Annotated in this window: 19 protein-coding genes; 9 read left to right on the forward strand and 10 right to left on the reverse strand. The window is 69.6% G+C overall.

The annotated features are described in order from the left end of the window. Window positions 1–27 precede the first annotated feature (27 nt). Genes AB7M35_RS19460 through AB7M35_RS19470 form a run of 3 tightly spaced genes read left to right on the forward strand, consistent with a single transcriptional unit; the run spans window position 28 to window position 3659 of the window. Window positions 28–507, forward strand: a complete 480-nt coding sequence (locus tag AB7M35_RS19460) for a (2Fe-2S)-binding protein (protein ID WP_453962079.1) — start codon at window positions 28–30, stop codon at window positions 505–507. Further along, entirely contained in the window at window positions 504–2861 is a 2358-nt protein-coding gene (locus AB7M35_RS19465) for a xanthine dehydrogenase family protein molybdopterin-binding subunit (protein ID WP_453962080.1), read from the forward strand. Before AB7M35_RS19460 ends, AB7M35_RS19465 begins: the two co-directional genes overlap by 4 nt. A 60-nt stretch (window positions 2862–2921) precedes the next feature. After that, the gene (locus AB7M35_RS19470; RefSeq protein ID WP_453962081.1) at window positions 2922–3659 is read left to right on the forward strand and encodes a transporter substrate-binding domain-containing protein; all 738 of its coding nucleotides are present in this window, start codon (window positions 2922–2924) and stop codon (window positions 3657–3659) included. A gap of 84 nt (window positions 3660–3743) precedes the next feature. Here the strand turns inward: AB7M35_RS19470 and AB7M35_RS19475 are convergent, their stop codons facing one another. The 6 genes from AB7M35_RS19475 to AB7M35_RS19500 all read right to left on the reverse strand — a co-directional run bounded on the left by AB7M35_RS19475 (window position 3744) and on the right by AB7M35_RS19500 (window position 10657). Further along, window positions 3744–4319 (reverse strand): class I SAM-dependent DNA methyltransferase, encoded by a 576-nt coding sequence (locus AB7M35_RS19475; protein ID WP_453962082.1) that lies wholly within the window; start codon window positions 4317–4319, stop codon window positions 3744–3746. Next, window positions 4316–5065 carry a PIG-L deacetylase family protein gene (locus AB7M35_RS19480; protein ID WP_453962083.1) on the reverse strand — a complete coding sequence of 250 codons (750 nt, stop codon included), beginning with the start codon at window positions 5063–5065 and terminating at the stop codon, window positions 4316–4318. Before AB7M35_RS19480 ends, AB7M35_RS19475 begins: the two co-directional genes overlap by 4 nt. Further along, window positions 5062–6189, reverse strand: coding sequence for an acyl-CoA dehydrogenase family protein (locus AB7M35_RS19485; RefSeq protein WP_453962084.1), 1128 nt, complete (start codon window positions 6187–6189; stop codon window positions 5062–5064). The genes AB7M35_RS19480 and AB7M35_RS19485 overlap by 4 nt, the downstream gene beginning before the upstream one ends. Continuing rightward, on the reverse strand, window positions 6182–7423 hold the full coding sequence (locus AB7M35_RS19490; RefSeq protein ID WP_453962085.1) for a glycosyltransferase: 1242 nt from the start codon (window positions 7421–7423) through the stop codon (window positions 6182–6184). Before AB7M35_RS19490 ends, AB7M35_RS19485 begins: the two co-directional genes overlap by 8 nt. A gap of 304 nt (window positions 7424–7727) precedes the next feature. After that, the gene (locus AB7M35_RS19495; RefSeq protein WP_453962086.1) at window positions 7728–9191 is read right to left on the reverse strand and encodes a glutamine synthetase family protein; all 1464 of its coding nucleotides are present in this window, start codon (window positions 9189–9191) and stop codon (window positions 7728–7730) included. 149 nt (window positions 9192–9340) lie between these two features. Then, a complete protein-coding gene (locus AB7M35_RS19500; protein WP_453962087.1) occupies window positions 9341–10657 on the reverse strand; it encodes a Rieske 2Fe-2S domain-containing protein in 1317 nt (438 codons plus the stop codon). Between the two features lie 618 nt (window positions 10658–11275). Between AB7M35_RS19500 and AB7M35_RS19505 the strand changes: the two genes are divergently transcribed. Further along, the gene (locus AB7M35_RS19505) at window positions 11276–14218 is read left to right on the forward strand and encodes an autotransporter outer membrane beta-barrel domain-containing protein (protein WP_453962088.1); all 2943 of its coding nucleotides are present in this window, start codon (window positions 11276–11278) and stop codon (window positions 14216–14218) included. Between the two features lie 184 nt (window positions 14219–14402). Here AB7M35_RS19505 and AB7M35_RS19510 read toward each other — a convergent pair whose 3' ends face one another. Together AB7M35_RS19510 and AB7M35_RS19515 are read right to left on the reverse strand one after the other, a co-directional pair. Continuing rightward, window positions 14403–15263, reverse strand: coding sequence for a DUF1932 domain-containing protein (locus AB7M35_RS19510; RefSeq protein WP_453962089.1), 861 nt, complete (start codon window positions 15261–15263; stop codon window positions 14403–14405). A gap of 126 nt (window positions 15264–15389) precedes the next feature. Next, the gene (locus tag AB7M35_RS19515; protein ID WP_453962090.1) at window positions 15390–16610 is read right to left on the reverse strand and encodes an MFS transporter; all 1221 of its coding nucleotides are present in this window, start codon (window positions 16608–16610) and stop codon (window positions 15390–15392) included. Window positions 16611–16775: 165 nt separating this feature from the next. Here AB7M35_RS19515 and AB7M35_RS19520 point away from each other — a divergent pair, with 165 nt between their 5' ends. Together AB7M35_RS19520 and AB7M35_RS19525 are read left to right on the forward strand one after the other, a co-directional pair. Next, window positions 16776–17552, forward strand: coding sequence for an AraC family transcriptional regulator (locus AB7M35_RS19520; RefSeq protein ID WP_453962091.1), 777 nt, complete (start codon window positions 16776–16778; stop codon window positions 17550–17552). A 40-nt stretch (window positions 17553–17592) separates the two neighbouring features. Continuing rightward, window positions 17593–18366, forward strand: a complete 774-nt coding sequence (locus AB7M35_RS19525) for a metallophosphoesterase family protein (RefSeq protein ID WP_453962092.1) — start codon at window positions 17593–17595, stop codon at window positions 18364–18366. Window positions 18367–18444: 78 nt separating this feature from the next. Here AB7M35_RS19525 and AB7M35_RS19530 read toward each other — a convergent pair whose 3' ends face one another. Beyond that, complete coding sequence (locus AB7M35_RS19530) at window positions 18445–19266, reverse strand: DeoR/GlpR family DNA-binding transcription regulator (RefSeq protein ID WP_453962093.1); 822 nt, start codon at window positions 19264–19266, stop codon at window positions 18445–18447. A gap of 359 nt (window positions 19267–19625) precedes the next feature. Between AB7M35_RS19530 and AB7M35_RS19535 the strand changes: the two genes are divergently transcribed. From AB7M35_RS19535 to AB7M35_RS19545, 3 genes are all read left to right on the forward strand, one after another. Then, window positions 19626–20756: an ABC transporter ATP-binding protein gene (locus AB7M35_RS19535; RefSeq protein WP_453962094.1), complete on the forward strand. Its 1131-nt coding sequence runs from the start codon at window positions 19626–19628 to the stop codon at window positions 20754–20756. Beyond that, window positions 20753–22018, forward strand: a complete 1266-nt coding sequence (locus AB7M35_RS19540) for an ABC transporter substrate-binding protein (RefSeq protein WP_453962095.1) — start codon at window positions 20753–20755, stop codon at window positions 22016–22018. The genes AB7M35_RS19535 and AB7M35_RS19540 overlap by 4 nt, the downstream gene beginning before the upstream one ends. A gap of 88 nt (window positions 22019–22106) precedes the next feature. After that, window positions 22107–22991 carry a carbohydrate ABC transporter permease gene (locus tag AB7M35_RS19545; RefSeq protein ID WP_453962096.1) on the forward strand — a complete coding sequence of 295 codons (885 nt, stop codon included), beginning with the start codon at window positions 22107–22109 and terminating at the stop codon, window positions 22989–22991. Between the two features lie 74 nt (window positions 22992–23065). Here the strand turns inward: AB7M35_RS19545 and AB7M35_RS19550 are convergent, their stop codons facing one another. Further along, the gene (locus AB7M35_RS19550; protein WP_453962097.1) at window positions 23066–23344 is read right to left on the reverse strand and encodes a hypothetical protein; all 279 of its coding nucleotides are present in this window, start codon (window positions 23342–23344) and stop codon (window positions 23066–23068) included. Window positions 23345–23379: the final 35 nt, after the last annotated feature.

A 23379-nucleotide genomic window follows, 5' to 3' on the forward strand; every position in this document is an offset into this window, starting at 1 on the left:
CCGTCCCTCGCCAACGGAGGCAGAACCGTGCGTATCGTCGTCAATGGAGAGGAACGGCCGGTGGCGGTGCCGCCGATGACCCCGCTCGCCGATGTGCTCAGGGACACGTTGTTCCTGACCGGCGCCAAGGTCGCGTGCGGGGAGGGCTTCTGCGGCGCCTGCACGGTGCTGGTGGACGACACGCCGATGGTGTCCTGCCTGGTGCCCGTCGGACTGATGGAGGGGCGGTCGATCCGCACGGTGGAGTCGCTCGCCGGACCGGCCGGGGACCTGTCGCCGCTGCAGGCGGCGATGGAGAGCCACGACGCGGTCCAGTGCGGCATGTGCTTTCCCGGCATCCTGATGAGCCTGACGGGCCTGTTCGAGGAGCGGCCCGAGGCGTCGCGCGACGAGATCCGCTCGGCGCTTGCCGGCAACATCTGCCGCTGCACCGGCTACGAGCGCATCGTCGAGGCGGCGCTGTCGGTGGTCCAGGCGCCGGACGCGGCAGGGGAGATCGCCCGATGAACGCACCGGTGATCGGATCCGACCTGCCGCGCCGCGACGCGCGCGACAAGCTGCGCGGCCGCACGCGCTACACCATCGACCGGGCCGGCGCCGGCATGCTGCACGCGAGCGTCCGCCGCGCCGATGTCGCCTCGGCGCGCATCGTCTCCATCGATGTCAGCGCCGCCCGCGCCATGCCCGGGGTCCGCGCGATCGTCACCGCCGAGGACGCGCCCGGCCGCTACGGGCTGGGCATTGCCGACCATCCCCTGTTCGCCGTCGACCGGGTGCGCTTCCACGGCGAGCCGCTGGCCGCCGTCGCCGCCGACACGCTGGCCCAGGCCCGCGCCGCGGCGGCGGCGATCGTGGTGGAGCTGGAGCCGCTGCCGGCGGCGATCACCATGGCCGAGGCGCTGGCGCCGGGCGCCCCCGAGGTGCACCCGGACTGGCGGGACTACGAGATCCTGTTTCCCGGCGGCAAGCGGGCCGGCAACGTCGCCTGGGAGGCGACCGTGGTGCGCGGCGACACCGAGGCGGCGTTCGCCCGCGACGACGTCACCGTGGTGGAGAGCACGTTCCGCATCGGCCGGCAGAACCAGACGCCGCTGGAGCCGCGCGCCTGCGTCGCCTCCTTCGAGGACGGCCGCTTCCACATCGAAACGTCCACCCAGGTCCCGTGGGCGGTGCGCGATACCACCGCGCGGCTGCTCGGGATCCGACCGTCCGACGTGCGGGTGACGGTACCGGCCGTCGGCGGCGGCTTCGGGCTGAAGTTCGAGTTCGCGCTGGAGCCGTTCGCGGCGCTGCTCAGCCGCGCGGCCGGGCGTCCGGTCCGGCTGGTCAACACGCGGCAGGAGGAAATGCAGACGGCACTCTGCCGCGAGAACGCCGAGATCCTGATCCGATCGGCGATCACCCCGGACGGCGAGATCGCCGGCCGCGAGGCCGTCGTGCTGATGGACTGCGGCGCCTATGGCGGCGAGACGCCGTTCCTGACCACCATGACCGCTCATACGCTGGGCGGAAACTACCGGCTCGGCTCGGTCAAGCTGCTCTCCAGCGCCGTCTACACCAACACGGCCCCGACCGGCGCCTTCCGCGCCTGCAACGGCACGTACAACACCTTCGCGCTGGAGCGGCACACCGACGAGATCTGCGCCGCCATCGGCATGGACCCGATGGAGTTCCGCCGCCGGAACGTCATCGGCGACCGCTCGCTCGGCTCGACCGGCCAGGTGTTCGAGGGCGACGTGCTGGGGCCGATGCTCGATCGGATGGCCGAGCTGAAGGCCTCGAAGCCGTCGCGCATGGAGGCGGCGGACGGGCGCCTCTACGGCCGCGCGACGGTGGTCGGTACCTGGTTCGTCTTCGTCGGGCCGTCGGCCGCGACCGTCAACCTCAACCCAGACGGCACCGCGACGCTGGTTACCTCCGGCGTCGAGATCGGGTCGGGATCGATGATGCAGTCGCTTCCGCAGATCATCGCCGACCAGCTCGGGCTGCAGCCTGGCGACGTCACCATCCGCGCAGCGGACACCGACGCTGCCGGCTACGACGTGGGCGTCGGCGGCGGCCGGCAGACGGTCTCGCTGGGGGTGGCCGGCACGGCCGCCAGCGCGGAGGTGAAGAAGAAGATGCTGCAGGTCGCCGCGGACATGCTGGAAGCGGACCCGTCGGACCTGGAGCTCGCCGACGGTCACGTCTCCATTGTCGGTGTGCCCGACCAGAAGGTCACCATCGCCGACGTCGCGGCGCGTGCCCAAGTGACGACCGGACCGATTTCCGGCAGCGGGGCGTTCACCAGCCCCGGCACTGCGGCCATGCCGGGCTGCGCCGCCGGCCACATGATCGAGGCGCTCGACATGCCGGTGTTCGCCGTCCACGACTGCGAACTCGCCGTGGACCCGGACACCGGGCACGTGGAGATCCTCAGCTACACGGTGGTCCAGGACGTCGGAAAGGCGATCAATCCGCGCGCCATCTTCGGCCAGATCCAGGGCGGCGTGGTCCAGGGGCTGGGCTACGCGCTCCACGAGGACGTCACCATCGATGCCGACGGGCGGATCCTTCAGCAGGGCTTCGAGACCTACCGGGTGCCGCTAGCCCAGGACGTCGTGCCGGTGGATATCTGCCTGCACGAGGGGGCGCCGTCGATCGGCCCGCTGGGCGCCAAGGGGGCCGGCGAGGTACCGATCCTCAACGTCGCGGCGGCTGTTGCCTGCGCCGTCGCCAACGCGACCGGACGCACCGTGCGGCAGATTCCGTTGACGCCGCCGCGGGTGCTCGATCTTGTCGACGGGGTGGGGGTGTCGGAGCCGCCGCTCGAGCACATCGCCCGGCGCTGGTCCGACAACCTGCTCCCGGCTTCTGCCTGATCGCGAAAGGCTCTAGCGTAGGCGATATCGCCCGATCCCCAGTCGCTCCAGGAGCGCTGCATGCAAGACGATCTCCAGGCCGTTGCGTCCGTACTGGCCCCCTTCGGCCGGTTGCGGGCGGCGATCAACTTCGGAAATCCGGTGCTGGCCCAGCGGAATGCGGACACCGGCGAGGCGGGCGGGGTGTCGGTGGCGCTCGCGCAGGAACTGGCGCGTCGGCTCGACCTGTCGCTTGACCTGGTGCCGTTCGAGCGGGCCGGCGAGGTCGCCACGACCGCGACCGCCGACCTCTGGGACGTGTGCTTTCTGGCCATCGATCCGAAGCGGGCGGACACCATCGCGTTCGCCGCGCCCTACGTGATCATCGAGGGCGTCTACGTGGTCCCGGACGCATCGACGTTGCGCGAGGTCGAGGACGTCGACAGGCCGGGCGTGCGGGTGCTGGTTGGCAAAGACAGCGCCTACGATCTGTTCCTGACCCGGCATCTGCAAGCCGCGACGATCCTGCGCGAGGTTGGCCAAACCGCCCTCGTGGCGGCGTTCGAGCGGGGCGACGCGGAGGTGCTCGCCGGAGTGCGCCAGCCGATGCAGCAGCTCGTCGACCGGTCTCAAGGCCTGCGGATGCTTCCCGACCGCTTCATGGCCATTGAACAGGCGATGGGCACGCCGACGGGCCGAACCATCGCGACCGCCTATCTGCGCGGTTTCGTGCGGGAGATGATCGTCTCCGGCTTCGTGGCGGATGCGCTGGCGGCCACCGGCAAGGCCGATGTCAGCGTGGCACCCGCGCCGATCTAGACGCGGTTCCGGAATCGGAGAGGCACCAGCAGGATCGGAAACCCGCGCGACCCGTCGTGCCGCAGAGCAGGACCCGTACGGGTCTCAGTCCAGGCGGACCACGGTAAGCCGGTAGCAGGGGTGCTGGTAGTCGTGCTTGGGCTGCACCGCGCGGTGGCGGCGGAGTTCGGAGAAGAACGTCTCGCCCGCCTGCGCGCCGGTGAGCGGGGTGTCCGTCTCGCCATGCCAGTTCACCACCACGCAGTCGCCGCCCGGCACGGTGTCGCGCGCCACGAAGACCGCCAGTTCGGCGATTTCCGCAGCCGAGAGGAAATAGAGGATCTCGGAGAGCACCACGAGGTCGTAGCGGCCGTCGGGCCAGTCGTGCGGCACCTCGCCGGCAACCGCGCTCGCCCCTGGCAGGCCACCCAGGCGCTCCGTGGCTGCCTCGACCGCGGTCGTGGACACGTCCAGGCCGAGATAGCGGGTGGTCCGGCCCGCCAGCTTCTCGCCGAGCACGGCGATGGAACAGCCGATTTCCACGATGCTCCGGTAACGCTCGCGCGGCAGCGCGGCGAGCGTCATGCGGTACTTGTCCTGCTCGTAGAAGCTGGTCTCGTAGTCCCAGGGGTCGAGGTTGGTGCGGTAGAGCGTTTCGAAGACCTCCTTGCGCTCGCTCATGATGCCTTCTCCCGGATGAAGAGTTCCGCCGCCTCGACGAAATGGTGCTGCAGGGCGGGGTCCATGGTGAACCCGTCGGGATCGTCGTCGATCATGTCGGTCATCTGGGACCGGTGGGCCGCCACCGCGCGCGCCTTCGCCGGCCGCTGGGCGACGGTGTCGATCCGCAGCAGCTCGCCGTCGGTCGGCAGGTCGCCGGGCGCGACCGCGGCGAAGCGTCCCCAGATCGGATAGCTGAACAGGGCGAGCCCCGGCCGTGCCGCCGCCAGCGCCCGCGCGATGCGGGCGGTCGCCTCGTGGTCGCAATGGGGGTCGTGGACCCAGGCGGACCAGACGGCGGTGGCGCCGATGTCGTCGACGATCCGGGCGAGTTGCTCGACCAGCGACGCCGCGCCGGCACCGTCTCCGGGCAGTTCGCAGTCGGGCACCCCGAGCCAGACCATCGCATCGGCCGAACCCGTGAGGGTCTCGACGCTGCTGGCGGCCTCGTCCCGGCGCAGGGAGGCCAGGCGGTCCGGGCCGAAGCTCGCCGAATTGGGGTGCGAACGGCGGCCGTCGGTCATCACCGCCACCACAACCCGGTGCCCGGCATCGAGGGCACGCTGGATTGCCCCGCCGCAGCCGAGCGCCTCGTCGTCCGGGTGCGGGGCAAGCACCAGGACCGCGCCGGAGCCGGTCAGGTCCTCGATGTCGGCCCACGGCGCCGTGGCGGCGAGGTCGAGAAGGGGGCCACGCACGACCGTCACCACATCTCTCCGAGGGGCATGGTGCTGCCCGCGACGGCCTCGGCGGCCTTGGCGCGCTTGCCGTCCAGGTTCGCCTGCCGGAGGAAGAAGGTCAGGTCGCGGCGGATGCGCTCCACCGGATGTCCCGCAAAGAACGAGGCCGCGCCGATCAGCCGGTCGACGGTCTCTATGGCAGAGAGGCAGGCCCGCTCGATGGCCTCGCGGGCGAGCAGGACGTAGCCAACCTCGTGCGCTCCCGCGCCCTTCGCCTCGACGCGGGCGGCCGCGGACTCCACCCAGAGCCGGCCGGTTTCGCAGGCGGTCGCCAGTTCGGCGAGCCGGGTCGCGGTGAGCGGATCGCCGGCGAACCCGCCGTCGACGGCGTGCCGGCGTGCCGTCTCGGCAAGCGCCTCCATGCCGCCGACGTGGAGCGCCGCGTAGCGCCAGACACCGCCCTCGAAGTGCGGTTCGCGGGCATAGTCGCCGGGACGGCCGAGCAGCGCGTCGGCGTCGACAACCATCCCCTCGAAGCGGAACGTCCCGGACAGGGTGGCCTTCATGCCGCTGGTCGTCCAGGACGCGGCGTCCATGCGCTCCGCGCCGGAGGCCTCCACCAGCAGCAACTGCGCCCCGTCGCGGGTGCGCGCCGAAACGATGACCGGAGAGACGAGGCCGAGCCCGGAGGCAAACCGCTTGGTGCCCCGAAGCACGAGCCTGTCGCCGTGGGAGGAAAACGAGAAGGGCGGATCCCCGTCGGCGCCCCAGACGCCGAGGAGGGCACCAGCGGAGATCGCGGCTTCCACCGACGCGCGCTGCTCCGGCGTGGCGTAGAGCGCGATCAGACGGTGCGCGTTCAGATGCCCCTCCACCAGCCGGCCGACGGCAAGGTTGGCGCGACCGATCCGGCGCAGCAGCGTCACGATCTGGCCGACCACCGCCGGACCGGGTGAAGGGTCCGCATAGGCCGCGAGCGTCTCGAACAGGCCGGCGCCGCGCAGCGCCGCGATCGACCGACCGAGATCCTCGTCGCCGGCATCGGCCGCCGCGGCGCGGCGGGCTACCTCCGCGAGCGCGTCCGCCAGTGCTCCCTCGTCGGGGCGGGGCGGCGGGGGGGCGCGTTTCACGAGCGCGATCATGTCACCCATTGGCCACCACCTGGTCGCATGTCCGCGTGATCCACCGCTCCGCGTCGCCGGCGGTCAGCGGGATTTCGCCGCCGGCCCGCAGCGAGGCGACGAGGGCGCGCATCGCCGGAAGTTCGTCCGCCACCTGGGCCAGGCTGAGACGCCTGCGGGCAAGGCGCGGGCTCTCCGCCTCGACGATCGCCCACGCCTCGCCGAAGAAGCGCGTGCGGCCGAACGGATCGTCGGCAGGGTCAAGGTCGAGGGCGGACAGGATGTCCGCGCGCAGGTGCGCGGGGCCGTCGGCCACCGCGCGCAGCCGGCCGCGCGCCCAGGCCCGCAGCGCCGCCCGGGCGGCGGGCTCGACCAGATCGTCGGAGGGCGCGTCGTCACCGCGCAGCCGCTCCGCCAGGGTTTCCGCCATGCCGCCGGTCGCGCGCCCGGTCAGCCGGAACGACGTGGTGACCCGGGCCGCGGCGGAGCAGACGACGCGCCAGTCGCGGGCGTCGGCGGCGGCGACGAAGGCGCGATCCTCGCCGTTGGGCAGCGCCGGCATGCCGCCGGTGTCACGGTAGACGGCCTGCCGGAAGGCGAGGCTGGCGCCGCCGGCGCACCGGTGGGGGGGGAACGGATCGTGGGGGCGTGTGTCGAGCCGGGCACCGAGTTCGATGGTGTGGGTGACGTATTCGCTCTCCGAGAGGTAGCCCCGGCCCATCCGCGCCAGGATCGGGGCGGCCTCGTCGGGATCCACGTCGATGGCGCCGCAGACGACGTCTGCCCCGACATCGATGGCGGCAAGCGTCGCGCCGACCCAGTCGAGGCCCACAAGGGTGTCGGCATCGGTGGTCAGCAGCGCGCCGTGCGGATCCACATGTGCGGCGGCGAGGTCCAGCGCGAGGCGCCGGGCGGTGCCGGCGTTGGCCATGGTGTCCGGCAGGGCGACCTCGAGCACCAGGTGGGCGACGCCGCTGTCGGCGAGCATGGCGGTGGCACGCGCTGCGGTCTTGTCGGTGGAATTGTTGACGAGAACGACGATCCCGCCCGGCCGGCCGCTCGCCCGCATGGAGGCAAGGACCGAGGCGAGGCAGGCGCCGATCCGGCGTTCCTCCTGGCGCGCCGGGATGGCGATCGCGTAGCCGCAGCTCTCCGACCACGCGGAACTCGCCGGCGGGCCGAGCGTCCGCGAGCCGACGAAGATCGGATGGTCGAGAAGCGCGATCGCCTCGGGATACGGGGTGGGACGGCAGACCGCGTTCATGCGGAGTGGTGCCGGGTATCGAGGACGGGGAAAGGGTCGCCGGACGGGTCCGCGAGGCGGACGTCCGGGCGAGCGGGTAGGGGTCTCGGGGTAAGCATGCGCGATCAGGTGTCCGCCGGGATGGTGGCCCGCCGCCGGCCGCGCGATGCGGCCGTCCGGCTGGGTCTGCGGCGATACAACTTCGGCTGGGTCGCTTTGTTCCGGACCCCGTCAGGTGGTCCTGGGCCGGCGCACGGGGTGACGGAATTGCACATCGTCCCCGGGGGATGGGGTGACAGCCGGCGGATGCCTTCGGGCGCCCCGCTCAGAACAGCGAGAAATACTCGCTCTGCTCCCATTCCGAGACGGTCATCAGATAGCGGTCCCACTCGGCGCGCTTGATGGTGGCGAGATAGCGCACGACGTCGTCGCCCAGCGCGCCGCGGTAGAAGGCGCTCGCCTCGAACCGCTCGATGGCGGCGATCAGGCTCTTCGGTAGCGCCCGGGCATCGCTGGTGTAGGGGTTCTCGACCGGGGCGGGCGCGGCGAGCCCGCCCGTCACCCCGTCCAGGCCACAGAGGATCTGGGAGGCGAAGAACAGGTAGGGATTGGCAGTGGGCTCCGCGACGCGGTTCTCGATCCGGCTGGCCTTGTCGCCGGGCGCCATCAGCGCGCGGATCATCGCGCCCTTGTTGTCGCGGCCCCACTGCACCCGGTCCGGCGCCAAAAGGTTCGGCTGGTAGCGCTTGTAGCCGTTCACGGTCGGCGTGGTGAGCAGGCAGGTCTCCTCGGCGTGGGCGAGAAGCCCTGCGATCCAGCCGCTGGCGGTGGGCGACAGGGTGCCGTCGTCGGCCGGGACGAACAGGTTGTCGCCGGTCGCCGTGTCGACGACGGACTGGTGGAGATGCCAGCCGCTGGGGACGGCGTTGTCGAGCTTCGGCCGGCACATGAAGGTGGCGTGCAGCCCCTTGCGGCGGCAGACCTCCTTCACCATCGAGCGGAAGGTGACCATGGCGTCGGCGTGGGCGAGCGGCGCGGCCGGCTCGAAGGTGAACTCGAACTGGCTCGGCCCGAACTCCGCCTCCATGGAGCGCACCGGCAGGTCGAGGCCCTGGGCGGCACGGCGGAGGTCGTCCATGACGTCCTCCAGGATGTCGTAGCGGGATTCCGTCAGGTACTGGTAGCCGTGGGACAGCAGGCTGGTGGCCGGCGGCGCCGCCGGGATGCCGCTGTCGGAGTGGGCGAGGCGGGGATCCTCGAGCTTGAGGACGTAGAACTCCACCTCCAGCCCGCAGACGAGGGCCTTGCCGGTATCGGCCAGCTTCGCCACCGCCTTCTTCAGGATCGAGCGCGAGCAGAACGGCAGCGGCGCGCCGTCCTTGTAGACCACGTCGCAGAGGATCGAGGCGGAGTGGGGCGACCAGGGCAGCACCCGGAAGGTGGTCGGATCGGGCACCATCGTCACGTCGCCGGCGCCGGTCAGCGTGCCGGCCCCGAAGCCGATGTCGTCGGCCCACACCGGGAAGACCGTGCGGTGGGAGGTGTCCTTGAGGAGCAGGGTGGAGGTGATCGGCACGCCGTTGCGGAAGGCGGAGGCGAGCCCGGAGGCGACGATCGCCTTGCCGCGCAGCACGCCGTGCTGGTCGACGAAGGCGAAGCGGATGGTTTCCAGCCCGCGCCGCTCGACCTCGTCGAGGACGTGGCGCGCGGCGTCGAAGCCGGCCGCGTCGAGGAGGCCGCACCGTCCCACCAGTCCGTCTTCCAGCGTGACCTTGCCGGACTTCGACATGCGCATTCCTCAATGATTGGCGTGGGCGATAGCTGATCGCGGTCGGGGACCGGCGGACGTCCGGACCTGCACCGCACCGATCCGGGTACCGAGGGACGGGGATTGCGGACGACCTGTGCTGGCCGCCCGCATCCCGTTCAGCATGGTGACTAGAGCGCCGCGCTCCAGTCGCAGGCGGCGCGGCGGCTGGCCTCGGCCTGCAGCCACACTTCCTCCCACTCGTCGGTGAGGCCGATGGCGTCGATGGAGGCCGGCCCCCGGATCGCCTCGATGTCGCCCTCGCCGTACATGGGCAGGCCGGAGAGCTCGCCCGCCTTCACCTTCTTGATGGCGTCGAGGAGGCGGCGCCGGTTGCGGCTGATGCCCACGTCGGTGCGGCCGAGATGCTCCTGGGTCCGGTCCTGCAGGCGGCCCATGGATTCCACCGCCCACTGGTCGTGGACGTTGATGTCGAGGCCCATGCCAGTATAGGTCAGGCTCTCCTGCTCGTCAGGGTTGTAGCCGTAGTTGTTGCGCTTGTTCTTCAGCGGCGCGTAGTCCGGCAGCCGGTGTTCCTTGAGCCGCTGCTCGCGCATCAGGTGCTTGTCCACCGGTTTCCCGAAGCTGGTGAACATGGCGTACCAGTAACAGGTCTCGTCATCGATCGGCACGTGCCACTGGGTGATGGTCATCTCGTTGGACATCGGGATGCAGATCGTCTCGGGGAAGATCTGGTTGGTCACCCGCACGTGGCTGCGGCCGCCGTCCATGTGGCGCAGCGCGATGAGACGAAGGCCGAACTCGGTCTCCTCCACCTTGATCTCCGGGCGCGGATATTCGCGCAGGAGCTGGGTCATCGGGATGTCGGTGTTGGCCGCCTTGTCGCGGAACTGCTTGCCGTAACCCTCGTTCGGGTCCTCGTCCTGGAGGAAGCGGTGCAGGAACGAGGCGTGGGCGGGATCGATGCCGACCTCCATCGCCTGCAGCCAGTTGCACTCCCACAGGCCCTTGAAGGCAAAGACGTGGGTGTCGGGGGCGGCGAAACAGTCGAACTGCGGGAACGCCGGCGGCTCGCCTTCGCCCATGAAGGCGAAGATGATGCCGTTCTTCTCCACCACCGGATACGAAACGGTGCGGATGTTCTTGTACATCTGGCTGCCTTCCGGCTCGCCCGGCTGCTCGACGCACTGGCCGGTCTTGTCGAAGTGCCAGCCGTGGAAGGGGCAGCGCAGCCCGTTGTCCTCGCGCCGGCCGAAGCACAGGTCGACGCCCCGGTGGGGGCAGCGGCGTCCGATGAGGCCGAGCTCGCCGGAGTTGTCGCGGAAGAGGACCAGTTCCTCGCCGAGCAGCGTCACCGGCACGACCGGACGGGCCGACACCAGCTCCTCGGCGAGCGCCGCCGGCTGCCAGTACTGCCGCAGCACCGCGCCCGCGCCGGTGCCGGGGCCGACATGGCTCAGCAACTCGTTCTGCTCTTGGCTCATCATGGCGCGGCACTCCCTTTCAACGCATCACGGCGGCCCGGCGGGTGGGCCGTCCGCATTCCTCGACCCCGGTCCGGCGCGTCCGGTGCCGCGCCCACTCTGGGACCATTCCGAAGAATGCAAACTACGCCGGGATGGAGGGCCGGCGAAACCGATTTTGCAAGGGATCGTGGATTTTTTGATGACGCGCGCCAGCACTCCGCTGTTCCAGAAAAGGCTTCTGTTACAGGCGTTTAAACCCCGTCTGGCGCGCGGATCGGCAGAGCTTGCCTGCAACTTCATCTGCACAATCGAAGCGGATGAGGGAGTCATAGCTCTTTCCGCACATTCCGGGCGACGGGTTCCGGTCCGGTTCCGGCGTTCTCCGTGTGCCAATCCTTCCTACACAGCATCACGCCGAGGGGCTTTCGTCGCGCCTGGTTGTACCGGAAGAGCTTTTCCATCCGAGCGCGCCGGAAGCGGTGCGGGTCTCAATCTTCTGATCGATCTACCGGCTGCCTGTGCAGCCTTTATTTGCACGCTATCGAAGGCAGTCGGAACCGGATAGCGTGACTGCAAATGCGCGGGGCCGATCCGCGCCGATAATGCGCGATCATTTCGCGCCAACCACGGGCGGAACGCATGAAAATCAGGTCGACTTCGCGGGCAGCGTCCCGCACGCGGCGCGGCACGCTCGTAGCCGTCGGCGTCGGTCTCGGCGTCGGGGCACCCGCGGTTCAGGCCGCCGACGTGATCGTCTCGGTGCCGACGTCCTTCCAGACCCTGAATTTCGGAACCAACGGCACGTTCCTCACCGGCATCCGCGGCGACAACATCGTCGGCAACTACACCATTCCGTCGAGCGGCCAGACCGGCGGTCTCCTGTACAACATGACGAGCCAGACCTGGTCGCCCTTTCCGCAGGCAACCGATAACGGCTCGAACTTCCCCGGCGCCGTGGGCTCCTCGCCCTACGGGCCGAATTTCGGCAACCCGGACGGCATCCTGCGGGTGGTCGGCAGCTACAAGACGGCGGCTTCCAACCCCTACGACCTCAGCTACCTGTACGACGGCGCGGCGGCACCGGGACAGCAACTGACGACGCTGGTCTATCCGACCTCCGGCACGCTCTTCACCATCGCGCACTCGACGTTCGGCAACCAGCTGGTCGGCAACTACGACACCCGCCTCGCGACCGGTAACGCCTTCATCTACAACATCGATACCGGCACCTACACGACCAACAACGTTCCCGGCGCCATCAGCACCACGGCCTATGGCATCTACGGCGACAAGATCGCCGGCGGCTACGGCGAGCTGAACGTCGACGGCGTGCTTCATGCCGCCCACGGCTACATCTACGACCAGACCACCGGCACCTACACGACCTACGACCACCCGGGCGCCGTCGCGACCCACTTCGAGGGGATCACCGGCGCCGGCCGCTCCGGCGAGTACAACCTGGTCGCCAACTGGGTGACCGCCAACGGCGTGGTGCATCCGGCGGTGATGCATGTCGATGCCCTGGGCATCGCGACCTGGTACGAGATCAACATTCCGGGCGCGGTCGTGTCGTCCAATTCCGCCTATGGCGACAACGTCGTCGGCATCTATATCGATTCGACGGGCATCAACGGTTACCTCGCCACGATCCCGGGCATCTACAACCCGATCCGCAATGCCGCCACGCTGACCTCCAGCGCCACCGACACGGCGGTCCTCAGCGGCCGCAAGGGCGACGACATCATCAACACCGGAACCGTCCAGGTGAGCGGCAACGGCGGCATCGGCATCCGCGGCGAAACCTACGGCGTGCTGATCAACAAGGGCACCGTCACGGCGTCGGGCATCGCCGGCGCGGCGGTGGACATGCACGGCCTGTACGGCACCCTCCTGAACTACGGAACGCTGCAGGCGACCCCGGTCGCCGATGCCCTGCGCACCGGCGCCGACGCCGTCGGCTCGGTGATCGTCAACACCGGCGTCATCGACGGCCGGATCGCGGCGACGGCCGGGCCGCGCAAGCGGTTCGAGAACAGCGGCTGGATCGGCGTGACCGGTACGGGCGTTCCGATCACGCACCTCTTCAGCGGCACCTTCGTTCAGACGGCGGCCGGCACCTACGCGGCGCGCGTGACCGACGCGGGCCACGATGCGTTCGAGATCACCGGCACGGCGCGGCTTGCCGGTACGATGGAGGCCAACTTCCAGACCTCGAACATCGCGCCGAGCTACACCGTCCTGAAGGCGACCCAGGGGGTCAGCGGCGCGTTCGACACGCTGGCGGTCAGCGGCCTGCCGGCCCTCTACGGCACGACGCTCGCCTACGCGCCGACCCAGGTGAGCCTGAACGTCGCCGCCAACCTCGCCGGCCAGCCCGGCACCACGCCGAACCAGCAGGCGGTCGGCGCGGTGATCGACAACGTCGTCAACACCACAAGCGGGCCTTATCTAACCAGCCTTCCGGGGGATCTTTCCGCCTTCTACGACCTGACCTCCGGCGAGCTCTCGGGCGCGCTCAACGCGCTGACGGGCGAGGCCCATGCCAGCACCCAGTCGGTGATGATCGGCGACAGCCAGTACAGCCGCCAGTCGCTGCTGTCGCGGCTGCGGCAGGGCGCCTATGCGAACCGGGCGGGTCCGACGAGCGCGCTCGCCTATGGCGGTCCGGCCCTGGCGTACGCCGCCCCGGCCACCCCGTCCGCATCGGCCGCGCCGTTCCCGACCGACACGCCGGTCGCGTCCCCTTCGGCCTTCAACGGCACGGTCTGGGCCCAGGCCTACGGCGGCTGGGCCAGCTATGACGGCGGCTCCACCAACGCCGACGTCGACTCCAGCATCGGCGGCTTCATCGCCGGCGTGGACATGAGCGTCGCCAACTGGATCTTCGGCGCGGCGGGCGGCTACAGCCAGTCGAACTCCGACATCGACTCGCTGGCGAGCTCCGCCGACGTGAACAGCGCCCTCATCGCCCTCTATGCCGGCACCAGCGCCGGCCCGGTGAACCTGCGCTTCGGTGCCAGCTACGCCTTCAACCAGATCGAGACCTCGCGCTCGCTGGCCTTCCGCGGACACTCCGGCCAGGCCGACGCCAGCTACGACGGCGGCACCGCGCAGGTGTTCGCCGAGGCGGGCTACGGCTTCGCCATGCAGCAGGTGGCGCTCGAGCCCTTCGTCGGGCTCTCCTACGTCAACGTGAACACCGACGGCTTCACCGAGACCGGGGCGGCCAACGGCCTGTCTGGCGCGTCGAGCTCGTCCGGCGTCGGCTACTCGTCGGTCGGCCTGCGCGTGGCGACGACGATGGCGCTGTCGGGCGGCATGGCCCTGAAGCCGCACGCCTCGGTGGCCTGGCAGTATGCCTTCGGCGACACCACGCCGGAGACGCAGATGGCGCTCCTGAGCGTCCCCGGCTCGAACTTCACGGTGGCCGGCGTGCCGCTGGCGGAGAACACCGCGCTCATCGAGGTCGGCACCGATCTCGCCATCAACGAGCGCGCGAGCCTCGGCGCCTCCTATGTCGGCCAGTTCGGCGACAGCGTGGCCGTCAACGCGGTGCAGGCGAAGTTCTCCTGGCGCTTCTAAGCGTCCGCTTCGCAGAAACAGACCCTTCCGGTCGGTTGCAGAGCAGCCGACCGGAGGTCACACGAAATGCGGGGAACATCCGGCACGGCAAGCGCGGTGGGACGGCGGAAGCCCGTCGACCATCCGTGCTTCCGTCCAGGCCATTCGGCCTCGCGCTGGTCCCGCAATTCCGCTTGCGGGCCGATCAGGCGGCGCCGTCCTTGCGGGCAGGATCGAAGAACGCCGCAATCCGGGCCGCGGCGGCGTCCGGGTCGGCGGCGATGGCGCGGTAGAGGTCGGCGATGCCGTTGTAGATGGCGGTGCCAGCCTCCGACGTGCCGGTGAAGGCGCCGATCTCCCGCATCTCCGCATCCCACCGGTAGGCCTTGGGCGGCATCTGCGGCACCTGACGGGCGAGCCAGGCGAGGAGCTCCGGCTGGCTGTCGGCGAATTCCGCCTGCAAGGCGTCGGCGACGCCGCCGCGCTCCGCCGCCAGGATCATCGCGGTGCCGATGGCGGTCAGTCCCTTGGTGACGCCGGCATAGGACATCTTCATGGCCGACGCGGTGCCGATGCCGCCGTCCATGGGCGTGATGCGCAGGCCGAACGCCGTGAGCCGCGCGAAGGCCTCCACATCTGCCGGTTCACCGGAGGCGTAGAAGACCGGGCCTTTGCCGCCCGGCTTCGGCGGGCCGCCGATGATCCCGGCATCGACCACGCGCACGCCGGCAGCCGTCACGATCTCCGCGATCTCGCCCATGGTGGCGGGCGACACGGCGTTGCAGTCGACGAACAGGGGTCTGCGCGGGTTGGCGCCGAGCGCCGGCGCGAGCTTGCTGGCGAGCGCGACGGCGTCTCCCGGCGGCAGGATCGACAGCACGAGATCGGCGTCGGTGAGGGCGTCCCAGGCGACGGCGGTCATTCCGGCGGCTTCGGCCCGCCGGGCGGTCGCCTCGGAGCGTCCGTCGAGGCAGGTGGTCACGCGGGCGCCGTTGTCGACGAGCCGGCGCGCGACGCCGCTGCCCATCATGCCGGGCGCGACGATGGCGATGTCGGGGGCGGTCATGGTCACCTCATCGGGTTGGGGGCGCGCGTCCGGCCGTTGCCGGTCGCGGCGGGCACCCGCGGAGCTGTCTACCACATCCGGCCGCGTTCGACCGCCGTCCGACCGGGAACGGCCGCGGGATTTGCGTCAGCCGGCCCGGCGGGCCTCGAGGCGCTCGTGCTCGATGTCGGGCAGCAGCGCCGCGAGGATGCCGATCGCGGGCAGGAACGCGCAGACCTCGTAGACGAACTGGATGCTGGTGCGATCGGCCAGCACGCCCATCAGGGCGGCGCCGATGCCGCCGATACCAAAGGCGAGGCCGAAGAACAGGCCCGACACCATGCCGACCCGGCCCGGCATCAGCTCCTGGGCGTAGACCACCATGGCGGAGAAGGCCGAGGCGATCACCATGCCGATGACGACGCTGAGGCCGATGGTCAGCGGCAGGCCGGCGTAGGGCAGGACCAGCGTGAACGGCAGCACGCCGAAGATGGAGACGCGGATCACCGTCTTGCGGCCGATCCTGTCGCCCACCGGACCGCCGATCAGCGTGCCGACCGCCACCGAGGCGAGGAAGACGAACAGGTAGATCTGGGCCTGTCCCTCGGCGAGCTGGAAGCGCTGCATGAGGAAGAAGACGTAGTAGCTGGTGAAGCTCGCCAGATAGAACCACTTCGACACCAGCAGGCTGATGAGGATGGTCATCGCACGGCGCACCTCGCGCGGCGGCAGATGGCTGCGGTCGACGGGGGTGCCGCGCGGCCGGCGCCGGGCATGGCCGGTGCGGGAATACCAGCGCCCGAGGCCGGTGAGCACGACCATGCCGGCAAGCGCCGCGAGCGCGAACCAGGCGATGCTGCGCTGGCCGTGCGGCAGCACGAAGAAGGCGACCATCAGCGGCCCGAGCGACGTGCCGACGTTGCCGCCGACCTGGAACAGCGACTGGGCGAGCCCGTGGGCGCCGCCGGAGGCGAGGCGGGCCAGCCGCGAGGCTTCCGGATGGAAGATCGACGAGCCGATGCCGAGCAGCACCGCCCCGGCCAGAAGCATCGCGTAGGAATGGGCGTAGGCCAGCATCATCAGTCCGGCGAACGACGACCCCATGCCGAAGGGCAGGGAATAGGGCATCGGCCGGCGGTCGGTGTAGAGCCCGACCAGCGGCTGCAGCATCGACCCGGTCGCCTGGTAGGTGAGCGTCAGCAGGCCGATCTGCCCGAAGCTCAGGTCGAAATTGCCCTTGAAGATGGGGTAGGCGGCCAGAAAGACCGACTGCATCGTGTCGTTGAGCATGTGGCAGAAGCCGGCGGCGGTGAGAACCGCAAACGCCGTCGGCGTGGTCGCGGGCCGATCGATGGTGATTTCGCTCATGAGGGCGTCTTCCCTGTCCCGCCGGCGTTGGCCGCCGCGTGGCGCATTGTTCGTCCGGCCGGGGCGCGATTCCACGCCGCGGAACCGGCGTCCCGGTGACGCCATCATGCGATCTGGACGGCGGCCCGCCACCCGCATAGGGTCAATCTCTTACGAGAGTGGGCCATGATGATCGAAGGCGAGCTGCGCCAGTCCTATCGGGAAGTGCCGCGACCGGTGGTGGCGCTCGGGGTCGACTATCCGGACGGCAACGTGATCGCGGCGCACTACCACAACCGCGACCAGCTCCTCTACGGGTCGACGGGCGCGGTGATGGTGGCGACGCCGGAGGGCGCCTGGATGATGCCGCCCCAGCGCGGCATGTGGATCCCGGCCGGCACCGTCCACGAGGTGCAGATGCTCGGCGACGTGCGCATGCGCAGCCTCTATCTGGAGCCGGGCGCGGTGGCGGGGATGCCGGATCGCTGCCAGGTGGTGGGGATTTCGGCGCTGATGCGCGGGCTTCTCGCCGATGCCGTGACGATCCCCGACATCTATGACGTGGACGGCCGCGACGGGGCGCTGATGGCGCTGATCCTGCACGAGATCCGCCTGCTGCCGCCGCTGCCGCTGTCGTTGCCGCTGCCGTTGGACGGCGCGCTGGCGCGCCGATGCCGGGCGTTCCTGGCCGATCCGACGCCCCACGACACCATCGACGACTGGAGCGACGCGCTCGGCGTCTCGCGTCGCACGTTCACCCGCCAGTTCCGGCGCGAGACGGGGCTGAGCTTCGTCGTCTGGCGCCAGCAGGCGTGCCTGATGGCGGCGCTGCCGAGGCTGGCGGCGGGACAGCCGGTGACCACCGTGGCGCTCGACCTGGGTTACGACAACCCGGCGGCGTTCACCGCGATGTTCCGGCGGATGTTGGGCGCCTCGCCCCGCGCCTATTTCGAGCGTCGCTGATCGGGAAGGGGGAGCCGATGCGATCGTTCGGAGAGACGCCATGAGGATCGCGGTCATCGCCGACATCCACGGCAACCTGCCGGCGCTGGAGGCGGTGCTCGCCGATCTCGCCGGCCGCGGCGCGGCGGATCTGCTCGTCAATCTCGGCGACTGCGCCTCGGGTCCGCTGTGGCCGCGCGAGACGATGGACCGGCTCGCCACCCTCGACGCGGTCACCGTGCGCGGAAATCATGATCGGCAGGTGGCGACGCTGGCGCCGGACCGCATGAACGCCTCCGATCGCTTCACCGTCGAGGCCATCTCGTCCCGGCAGCGATCCTGGCTCGGGGCGCTGCCGCCTCAGGCCACGATCGCCGACGGGATCGTGGCCATGCATGCGTCTCCCGCGTCCGACACCCTCTACCTGCTGGAGCGGATCGAGCATGGTGAGCTGGTGCGCGACCGGCATGACGCGATCGCGGCGCGCCTGGGCGCGGCTGGCGCGGCCCGCATCGTGCTGACCGGGCACAGCCATCGGCCGGACCTGGTGGCGATCGAGGGCGGGGCGACCATCGTCAATCCGGGGTCGGTCGGCTGCCCGGCCTATGACGATGACGACCCGCCGCATGTCTCCGAAAGCGGATCGCCCCACGCGCGCTACGTGATCGTCACGCCGGATGCGGGTGGTGGTCTTCCATCGGTGCTTTTTTTGGCCGTCGCCTACGACCACGAAGAGGCGGCACGACGCGCCGGGGCGTCCGGGCGACCCGAGTGGGCGGTTGCGCTCAGGACAGGGTTTGCCGTTCGGCCGCAGCCCGAAGCGGGCAGGTCGTGACCCGTTTCCCGGCCGAGCCCTGATCCGCGTTCCGGGAGACGGCATGAGGGGCTGGCATCGACGGGGCTTCTGTCGAACTCAGGGGGAGACGTGTTGCCCGTTGCCGTCGCCGCCGGGACGCGCGGCCGTCATCGGACAACGCACGAAGCCGGTGCCGGACCGGGAGAGGAGAGATCCGATCGGCGCCGGGAGCTCCGCCTCGCAGAAGACGGTGGTGACCTGGTCGATGCGGCCGCCGTGCACGTGGGCGGCGCGGCCGAACTTGGAGGCGTCGAGCACCAGGAAGGAGCGGCGGCAGTTCTCCAGCATGGTCTGACGGGCCCGCACCTCGTCCTGGGTGAAGTCCAGCAGCGAGCCGTCCTCGTCGACGCCGCCGACGCCGAACACCGCCACATCGACCTTGTAGGCGGCGAAGAACGCCTCCGAGCCGCCGCACACGTCGAGGTCGTTGGTGCGGACGGTGCCCCCGGCGATCGCCACCTCGAAGCTGGTGTTGCGGGCGATGGTGAGCGCGATCGGCAGGTTGTTGGTGACGATCTTCATGCGCTGGCGGGTCAGAAGCGCCTCGGCCACCAGCTGGGGCGTCGTTCCGATCCCGAACGAGATCGAGCTGCCGTCGGGAATGTGGCGGGCGACCTCACGGGCGATGGCAAGCTTGGCGTGCCTGTTCTGCACCTGGCGGTCGTGGAAGGTGGCGTTGCCCCTCAGTGCCGCTGGCACGACGCCGCCGTGGCGCCGGCGCGCCGCCCCCTGTTCGCACAGGCCGTTGATGTCGCGACGGATCGTCTGGGTGGTGACGTCGAACCGGGCGGCCAGTTCCTCGACGCTGACGAAGTCGCGTTCCTTCAGCATTTCGGTGATCGCTGACTGCCGGGCTTCGGCGTTGCCGGTGATGCTCATACGAAAATAGCCCCTCCGTTCGCAAAAACGGCAATAGCCCCGGGATATGACACCTGAGCGACACGCCCTCCATGGCCATACGCGCCATGGGCGGGTATCGTCTGCGCGTGCTCAGCATTTCGCAAAATGAAAATGCAAGGCCGGGGAGGGCGACATGAATGTTCATATGAACGTCATGCAGACGACACGAGACCGTTACTGAACGCCTCTACTCAGCCGGCTATTGGAGAGGAGGCGTCGATGACGCGTGAGCGTGAAGAGCGGAACTCGTTGCGGGCCTGGACGGGTGCGAATGCGCCGCGGTCCGCCCATGCCGCTGTTCGATGCGCGGACGCCCTCGGTCTTGTGGACGGGCGGGCATGACCGCAGCCGCTCCGTTCATCCGCCTAACCGGGCTGACCCGCGCCTTCACGGCCAAGTCGGGCGTGCACGATCTCTCCGTCGATATCGCCAGGGGCGCCTTCGTCGTGCTGCTCGGCCCGTCGGGTTGCGGCAAGTCGACGACGCTGCGGCTCATCGCCGGGCTCGAGGCCCCCGATGCGGGCCGCGTCGAGATCGACGGGCGCGACGTGACCGACCTGCCGCCATCCGAGCGTGGCCTGTCGATGGTGTTCCAGTCCTATGCGCTGTTTCCCCATCTGACGGTGGCCGAGAACATCGTCTTCGGACTGAAGGTGCGCGGCGTCTCGCGAACCGAGCGCGCCGCGCAGCTTGCCGAAGCGCTGCGTCTGGTCGGACTGGAAGGCCTGGAGGATCGCAAGCCGTCGCGCCTGTCGGGCGGCCAGCGCCAGCGAGTGGCGCTCGCCCGCGCCGTGGTCGCCGGCCATCCGCTGTGCCTGATGGACGAGCCGCTCTCCAACCTCGACGCCAAGCTTCGCCATTCGGTGCGCCAGGAAATCCGCGATCTGCAGCAGCGGCTCGGGATCACCGTCGTCTACGTCACCCACGACCAGACCGAGGCCATGAGCATGGCCGACGTGGTGATCCTGATGCGCGACGGGAAGATCGAGCAGATGGCGAGCCCGGCGGAGATCTATGCGCGCCCGGCGACCGCGTTCACGGCGAGCTTCGTGGGCTCCCCGCCCATGTCGATCCTGCCAATCGCGATCCTGCCCGAGGCCGAACGCCCCGCCGCCCACCGGTCCGGCGACGCGATGTTCGGGGTGCGCGGCGAGGACATCGCGTTCGTGGCGCCCGGAGAAGGCCGTCTCGATGCCGAAGTGGTGTCCCACGAGTTCCTGGGCGCGGAGACGTTCGTGACCGTGCGCACCGGCGCCGGCGACACGCTCACCGCCCGCATTCCCCGACGCTGCGAGCTGGCAGCCGGCGCCGCCGTCGGGCTTACCTGGCCCGCCGAGGCCATGCACTGTTTCGACCGCGCGACCGGCCGACGGCTCGCCGACGCGCGTCCCCCCAGATCGCCCGGCATCGACGCACCGACCGCCGGTCGAGATCGCCTGCCATCCCAGCAAGGAGAGCCTTCCCGATGAACAAGCTCCTGACCAGTCTCATGGTCGCCACTGCGCTCACCGCCACCGCCCTTCCGGCGTCGGCCGAGCAGACCAAGCTGACCATGTACTATCCGATCGCCGTGGGCGGTGCGCTCACCAAGGTCGTCGACGGCATGATCGAAGGGTTCGAGAAGGAGAACCCGGACATCGACGTCGAGGCGATCTACGCCGGCAACTACGACGACACCCGCATCCGCGCCCTGTCGGCGATCAAGAGCGGCGACGCCCCGCAGCTCTCGGTGCTGTTCTCCATCGATGCCTACGACCTGATCGAGCAGGACCTGATCGTCCCGTTCGACGACGTGGTGAAGGGCGAAGAGGGCCAGAAGTGGCTCAACAGCTTCTATCCGGCGCTGATGAAGAACGGCCAGATCGACGGCAAAACCTGGGGCATCCCGTTCCAGCGCTCGACCATCGTGATGTACTACAACAAGGACATGTTCAAGGAGGCCGGCCTCGATCCGAACGCGCCGCCGAAGACCTGGGACGAACTGGTGACCGACGCCAAGGCGCTCACCAAGGACGGCCGCTGGGGCATCATGGTGCCGTCGACCGGCTACCCCTACTGGATGTTCCAGTGCTTCGCGATCCAGAACGGCAAGGAGCTCATGAACTCCGAGGGCACCGAGACCTACTTCACCGATCCGAAGGTGGTCGAGGCGCTTGAGTTCTGGCGCGGGCTCGCCACCGACGCCAAGGTGATGCCGGAAGGCACCGTCGAGTGGGGCACGCTGCGCCAGGCCTTCCTGCAGGGCCAGACGGCGATGATGTGGCACTCCACCGGCAACCTGAGCGCCGTGAAGAACGAAGCGACCTTCGACTTCGGCGTCGCCATGCTGCCGGCCAACGTGCAGCCGGGATCGCCGACCGGCGGCGGCAACTTCTACCTCTTCAAGGGCTCCGACGAGGCCGAGCAGCAGGCTGCCCTGAAGCTGGTGCAGTACATGACCGCGCCTGACCGCGCCGCCGAATGGTCGATCGCCACCGGCTACGTGGGCGTCAGCCCGGCCTCCTACGAGACCGAAGCGCTGAAGACCTACACCAAGGACTTCCCGGCGGCGCTGGTCGCCCGCGACCAGCTCGAAGTCGCGATCCCGGAGTTCTCGACCTACGAGACCGCCCGGGTCCGCGAAGCGCTGAACAACGCCATCCAGGCGACCCTCACCGGCTCCAAGAGCGCCGAAGAGGCCCTGGGCGAGGCGCAGGCGACCTCGGAACGGCTGCTGAAGCCCTTCCAGTAAGCCTCGACAGGCACCCGACACAACCGGCCGGAGGCGGTACGCGCCCCCGGCCGGCCTTTTCGTTTCAACAGCGCGGCGGATTGCGACCATGGCGAGCGACGAACGACGGCGGATATCGCTCTACGCGCTGATGCTGCTGTCGCCGGCGCTCATCCTCCTGACGATGTTCGCGTTCGCGCCGACGGTGATGACGCTCTGGTCGAGCCTGTTCTCGCGCGGCACCACGCGGCGCCCCTCCGTCTTCGTCGACGTCCAGAACTATGCCGATCTCGCCGCCGACCCGGTGTTCTGGCAGGTGGTCGGCAACAATCTCCTCTACGCGGGCGTCACCGTCCCGGTGTCGATCGCCATCGCGCTCGGCATGGCGCTGTGGGCGGACGCGAAGATGCCGGCCCGCGGCTTCGTGCGCGTCGCATATTTCACGCCGACCATGCTTCCGATGATCGCCGCGGCGAACCTTTGGCTGTTCTTCTACACGCCTGGCTTCGGACTTCTGGACCGGATCGGTGGGCTGTTTGGCTTTGGCTCTGTCAACTGGCTCGGCCAACCCGAGACCGCGCTGTGGGCGATCATGGCGGTGACGATCTGGAAGGAGGCCGGCTTCTTCATGATCTTCTATCTCGCCGCCCTGCAGACCATCCCGCCGGAGCTGAAGGAGGCGGCGCGCATCGAGGGCGCCAGCCGGTGGACCTACACCCGCCGGATCGTGCTGCCGCTTCTGATGCCGACGACGCTCTTCGTGCTCGTCAACGCGCTGATCAACTCGGTGCGGCTCATCGATCACCTGTTCATCCTCACCAAGGGCGGGCCGGACAACGCCTCCAAGCTCATCCTCTACTGGATCTGGGAGATGGCGTTCTCGTATTTCGACGCGCCCCACGCGGCCGCGATGACCGTCCTCGTGCTGGTGGTGCTGGGCATCGTCGCGTCCATCCAGTTCGGCGTGATCGACCGGAGGGCGCACTACCGATGATGACTCTGCCCCCCATGCGCGAAACCGGCGCCGCCCACGCAGGCGGCGCCGATCGTTGTCCTCGCGCGAATGGCTCAGTCGGAACCGAACGCCACGAAGGAGAACCCGCCATCGGTCGGGTTGCCGTGCACGTCCGTGACCAGCACCTCGCAGGTGTTTGCGGCCATGATGTTGAGGCCGATCGTGTGGCCGGGCCCCCACGGCGTCGCCTGGGCGCCGGAAGACGCCGAGAAGCCGGGCGCGTAGTTCACGAGGTACATGCCTTTTCCCTTGTGGTCGCAGGAGGCGATGTTCTGCGGGCCGTTCAGGGATCCGTTCTCGCTAACCGTTGCGGAGGCAATTGCCTGTCCCATGGTGATCTCCTTTCAATCCAACCGATTGCCAGAGG

The organism is Amorphus suaedae (genome assembly GCF_053629675.1).

What these genes read in the sequence shown, in the direction of transcription:
- AB7M35_RS19535 (WP_453962094.1), top strand. Translation starts at nt 19,626, where the DNA reads ATGACCGCAGCCGCTCCGTTCATCCGCCTAACCGGGCTGACCCGCGCC.
- AB7M35_RS19485 (WP_453962084.1), bottom strand. Translation starts at nt 6,189, where the DNA reads ATGGGTGACATGATCGCGCTCGTGAAACGCGCCCCCCCGCCGCCCCGC.
- AB7M35_RS19520 (WP_453962091.1), top strand. Translation starts at nt 16,776, where the DNA reads ATGATGATCGAAGGCGAGCTGCGCCAGTCCTATCGGGAAGTGCCGCGA.
- AB7M35_RS19510 (WP_453962089.1), bottom strand. Translation starts at nt 15,263, where the DNA reads ATGACCGCCCCCGACATCGCCATCGTCGCGCCCGGCATGATGGGCAGC.
- AB7M35_RS19475 (WP_453962082.1), bottom strand. Translation starts at nt 4,319, where the DNA reads ATGAGCGAGCGCAAGGAGGTCTTCGAAACGCTCTACCGCACCAACCTC.
- AB7M35_RS19465 (WP_453962080.1), top strand. Translation starts at nt 504, where the DNA reads ATGAACGCACCGGTGATCGGATCCGACCTGCCGCGCCGCGACGCGCGC.
- AB7M35_RS19495 (WP_453962086.1), bottom strand. Translation starts at nt 9,191, where the DNA reads ATGTCGAAGTCCGGCAAGGTCACGCTGGAAGACGGACTGGTGGGACGG.
- AB7M35_RS19505 (WP_453962088.1), top strand. Translation starts at nt 11,276, where the DNA reads ATGAAAATCAGGTCGACTTCGCGGGCAGCGTCCCGCACGCGGCGCGGC.
- AB7M35_RS19540 (WP_453962095.1), top strand. Translation starts at nt 20,753, where the DNA reads ATGAACAAGCTCCTGACCAGTCTCATGGTCGCCACTGCGCTCACCGCC.
- AB7M35_RS19545 (WP_453962096.1), top strand. Translation starts at nt 22,107, where the DNA reads ATGGCGAGCGACGAACGACGGCGGATATCGCTCTACGCGCTGATGCTG.
- AB7M35_RS19515 (WP_453962090.1), bottom strand. Translation starts at nt 16,610, where the DNA reads ATGAGCGAAATCACCATCGATCGGCCCGCGACCACGCCGACGGCGTTT.
- AB7M35_RS19525 (WP_453962092.1), top strand. Translation starts at nt 17,593, where the DNA reads ATGAGGATCGCGGTCATCGCCGACATCCACGGCAACCTGCCGGCGCTG.
- AB7M35_RS19530 (WP_453962093.1), bottom strand. Translation starts at nt 19,266, where the DNA reads ATGAGCATCACCGGCAACGCCGAAGCCCGGCAGTCAGCGATCACCGAA.
- AB7M35_RS19490 (WP_453962085.1), bottom strand. Translation starts at nt 7,423, where the DNA reads ATGAACGCGGTCTGCCGTCCCACCCCGTATCCCGAGGCGATCGCGCTT.
- AB7M35_RS19550 (WP_453962097.1), bottom strand. Translation starts at nt 23,344, where the DNA reads ATGGGACAGGCAATTGCCTCCGCAACGGTTAGCGAGAACGGATCCCTG.
- AB7M35_RS19500 (WP_453962087.1), bottom strand. Translation starts at nt 10,657, where the DNA reads ATGATGAGCCAAGAGCAGAACGAGTTGCTGAGCCATGTCGGCCCCGGC.
- AB7M35_RS19470 (WP_453962081.1), top strand. Translation starts at nt 2,922, where the DNA reads ATGCAAGACGATCTCCAGGCCGTTGCGTCCGTACTGGCCCCCTTCGGC.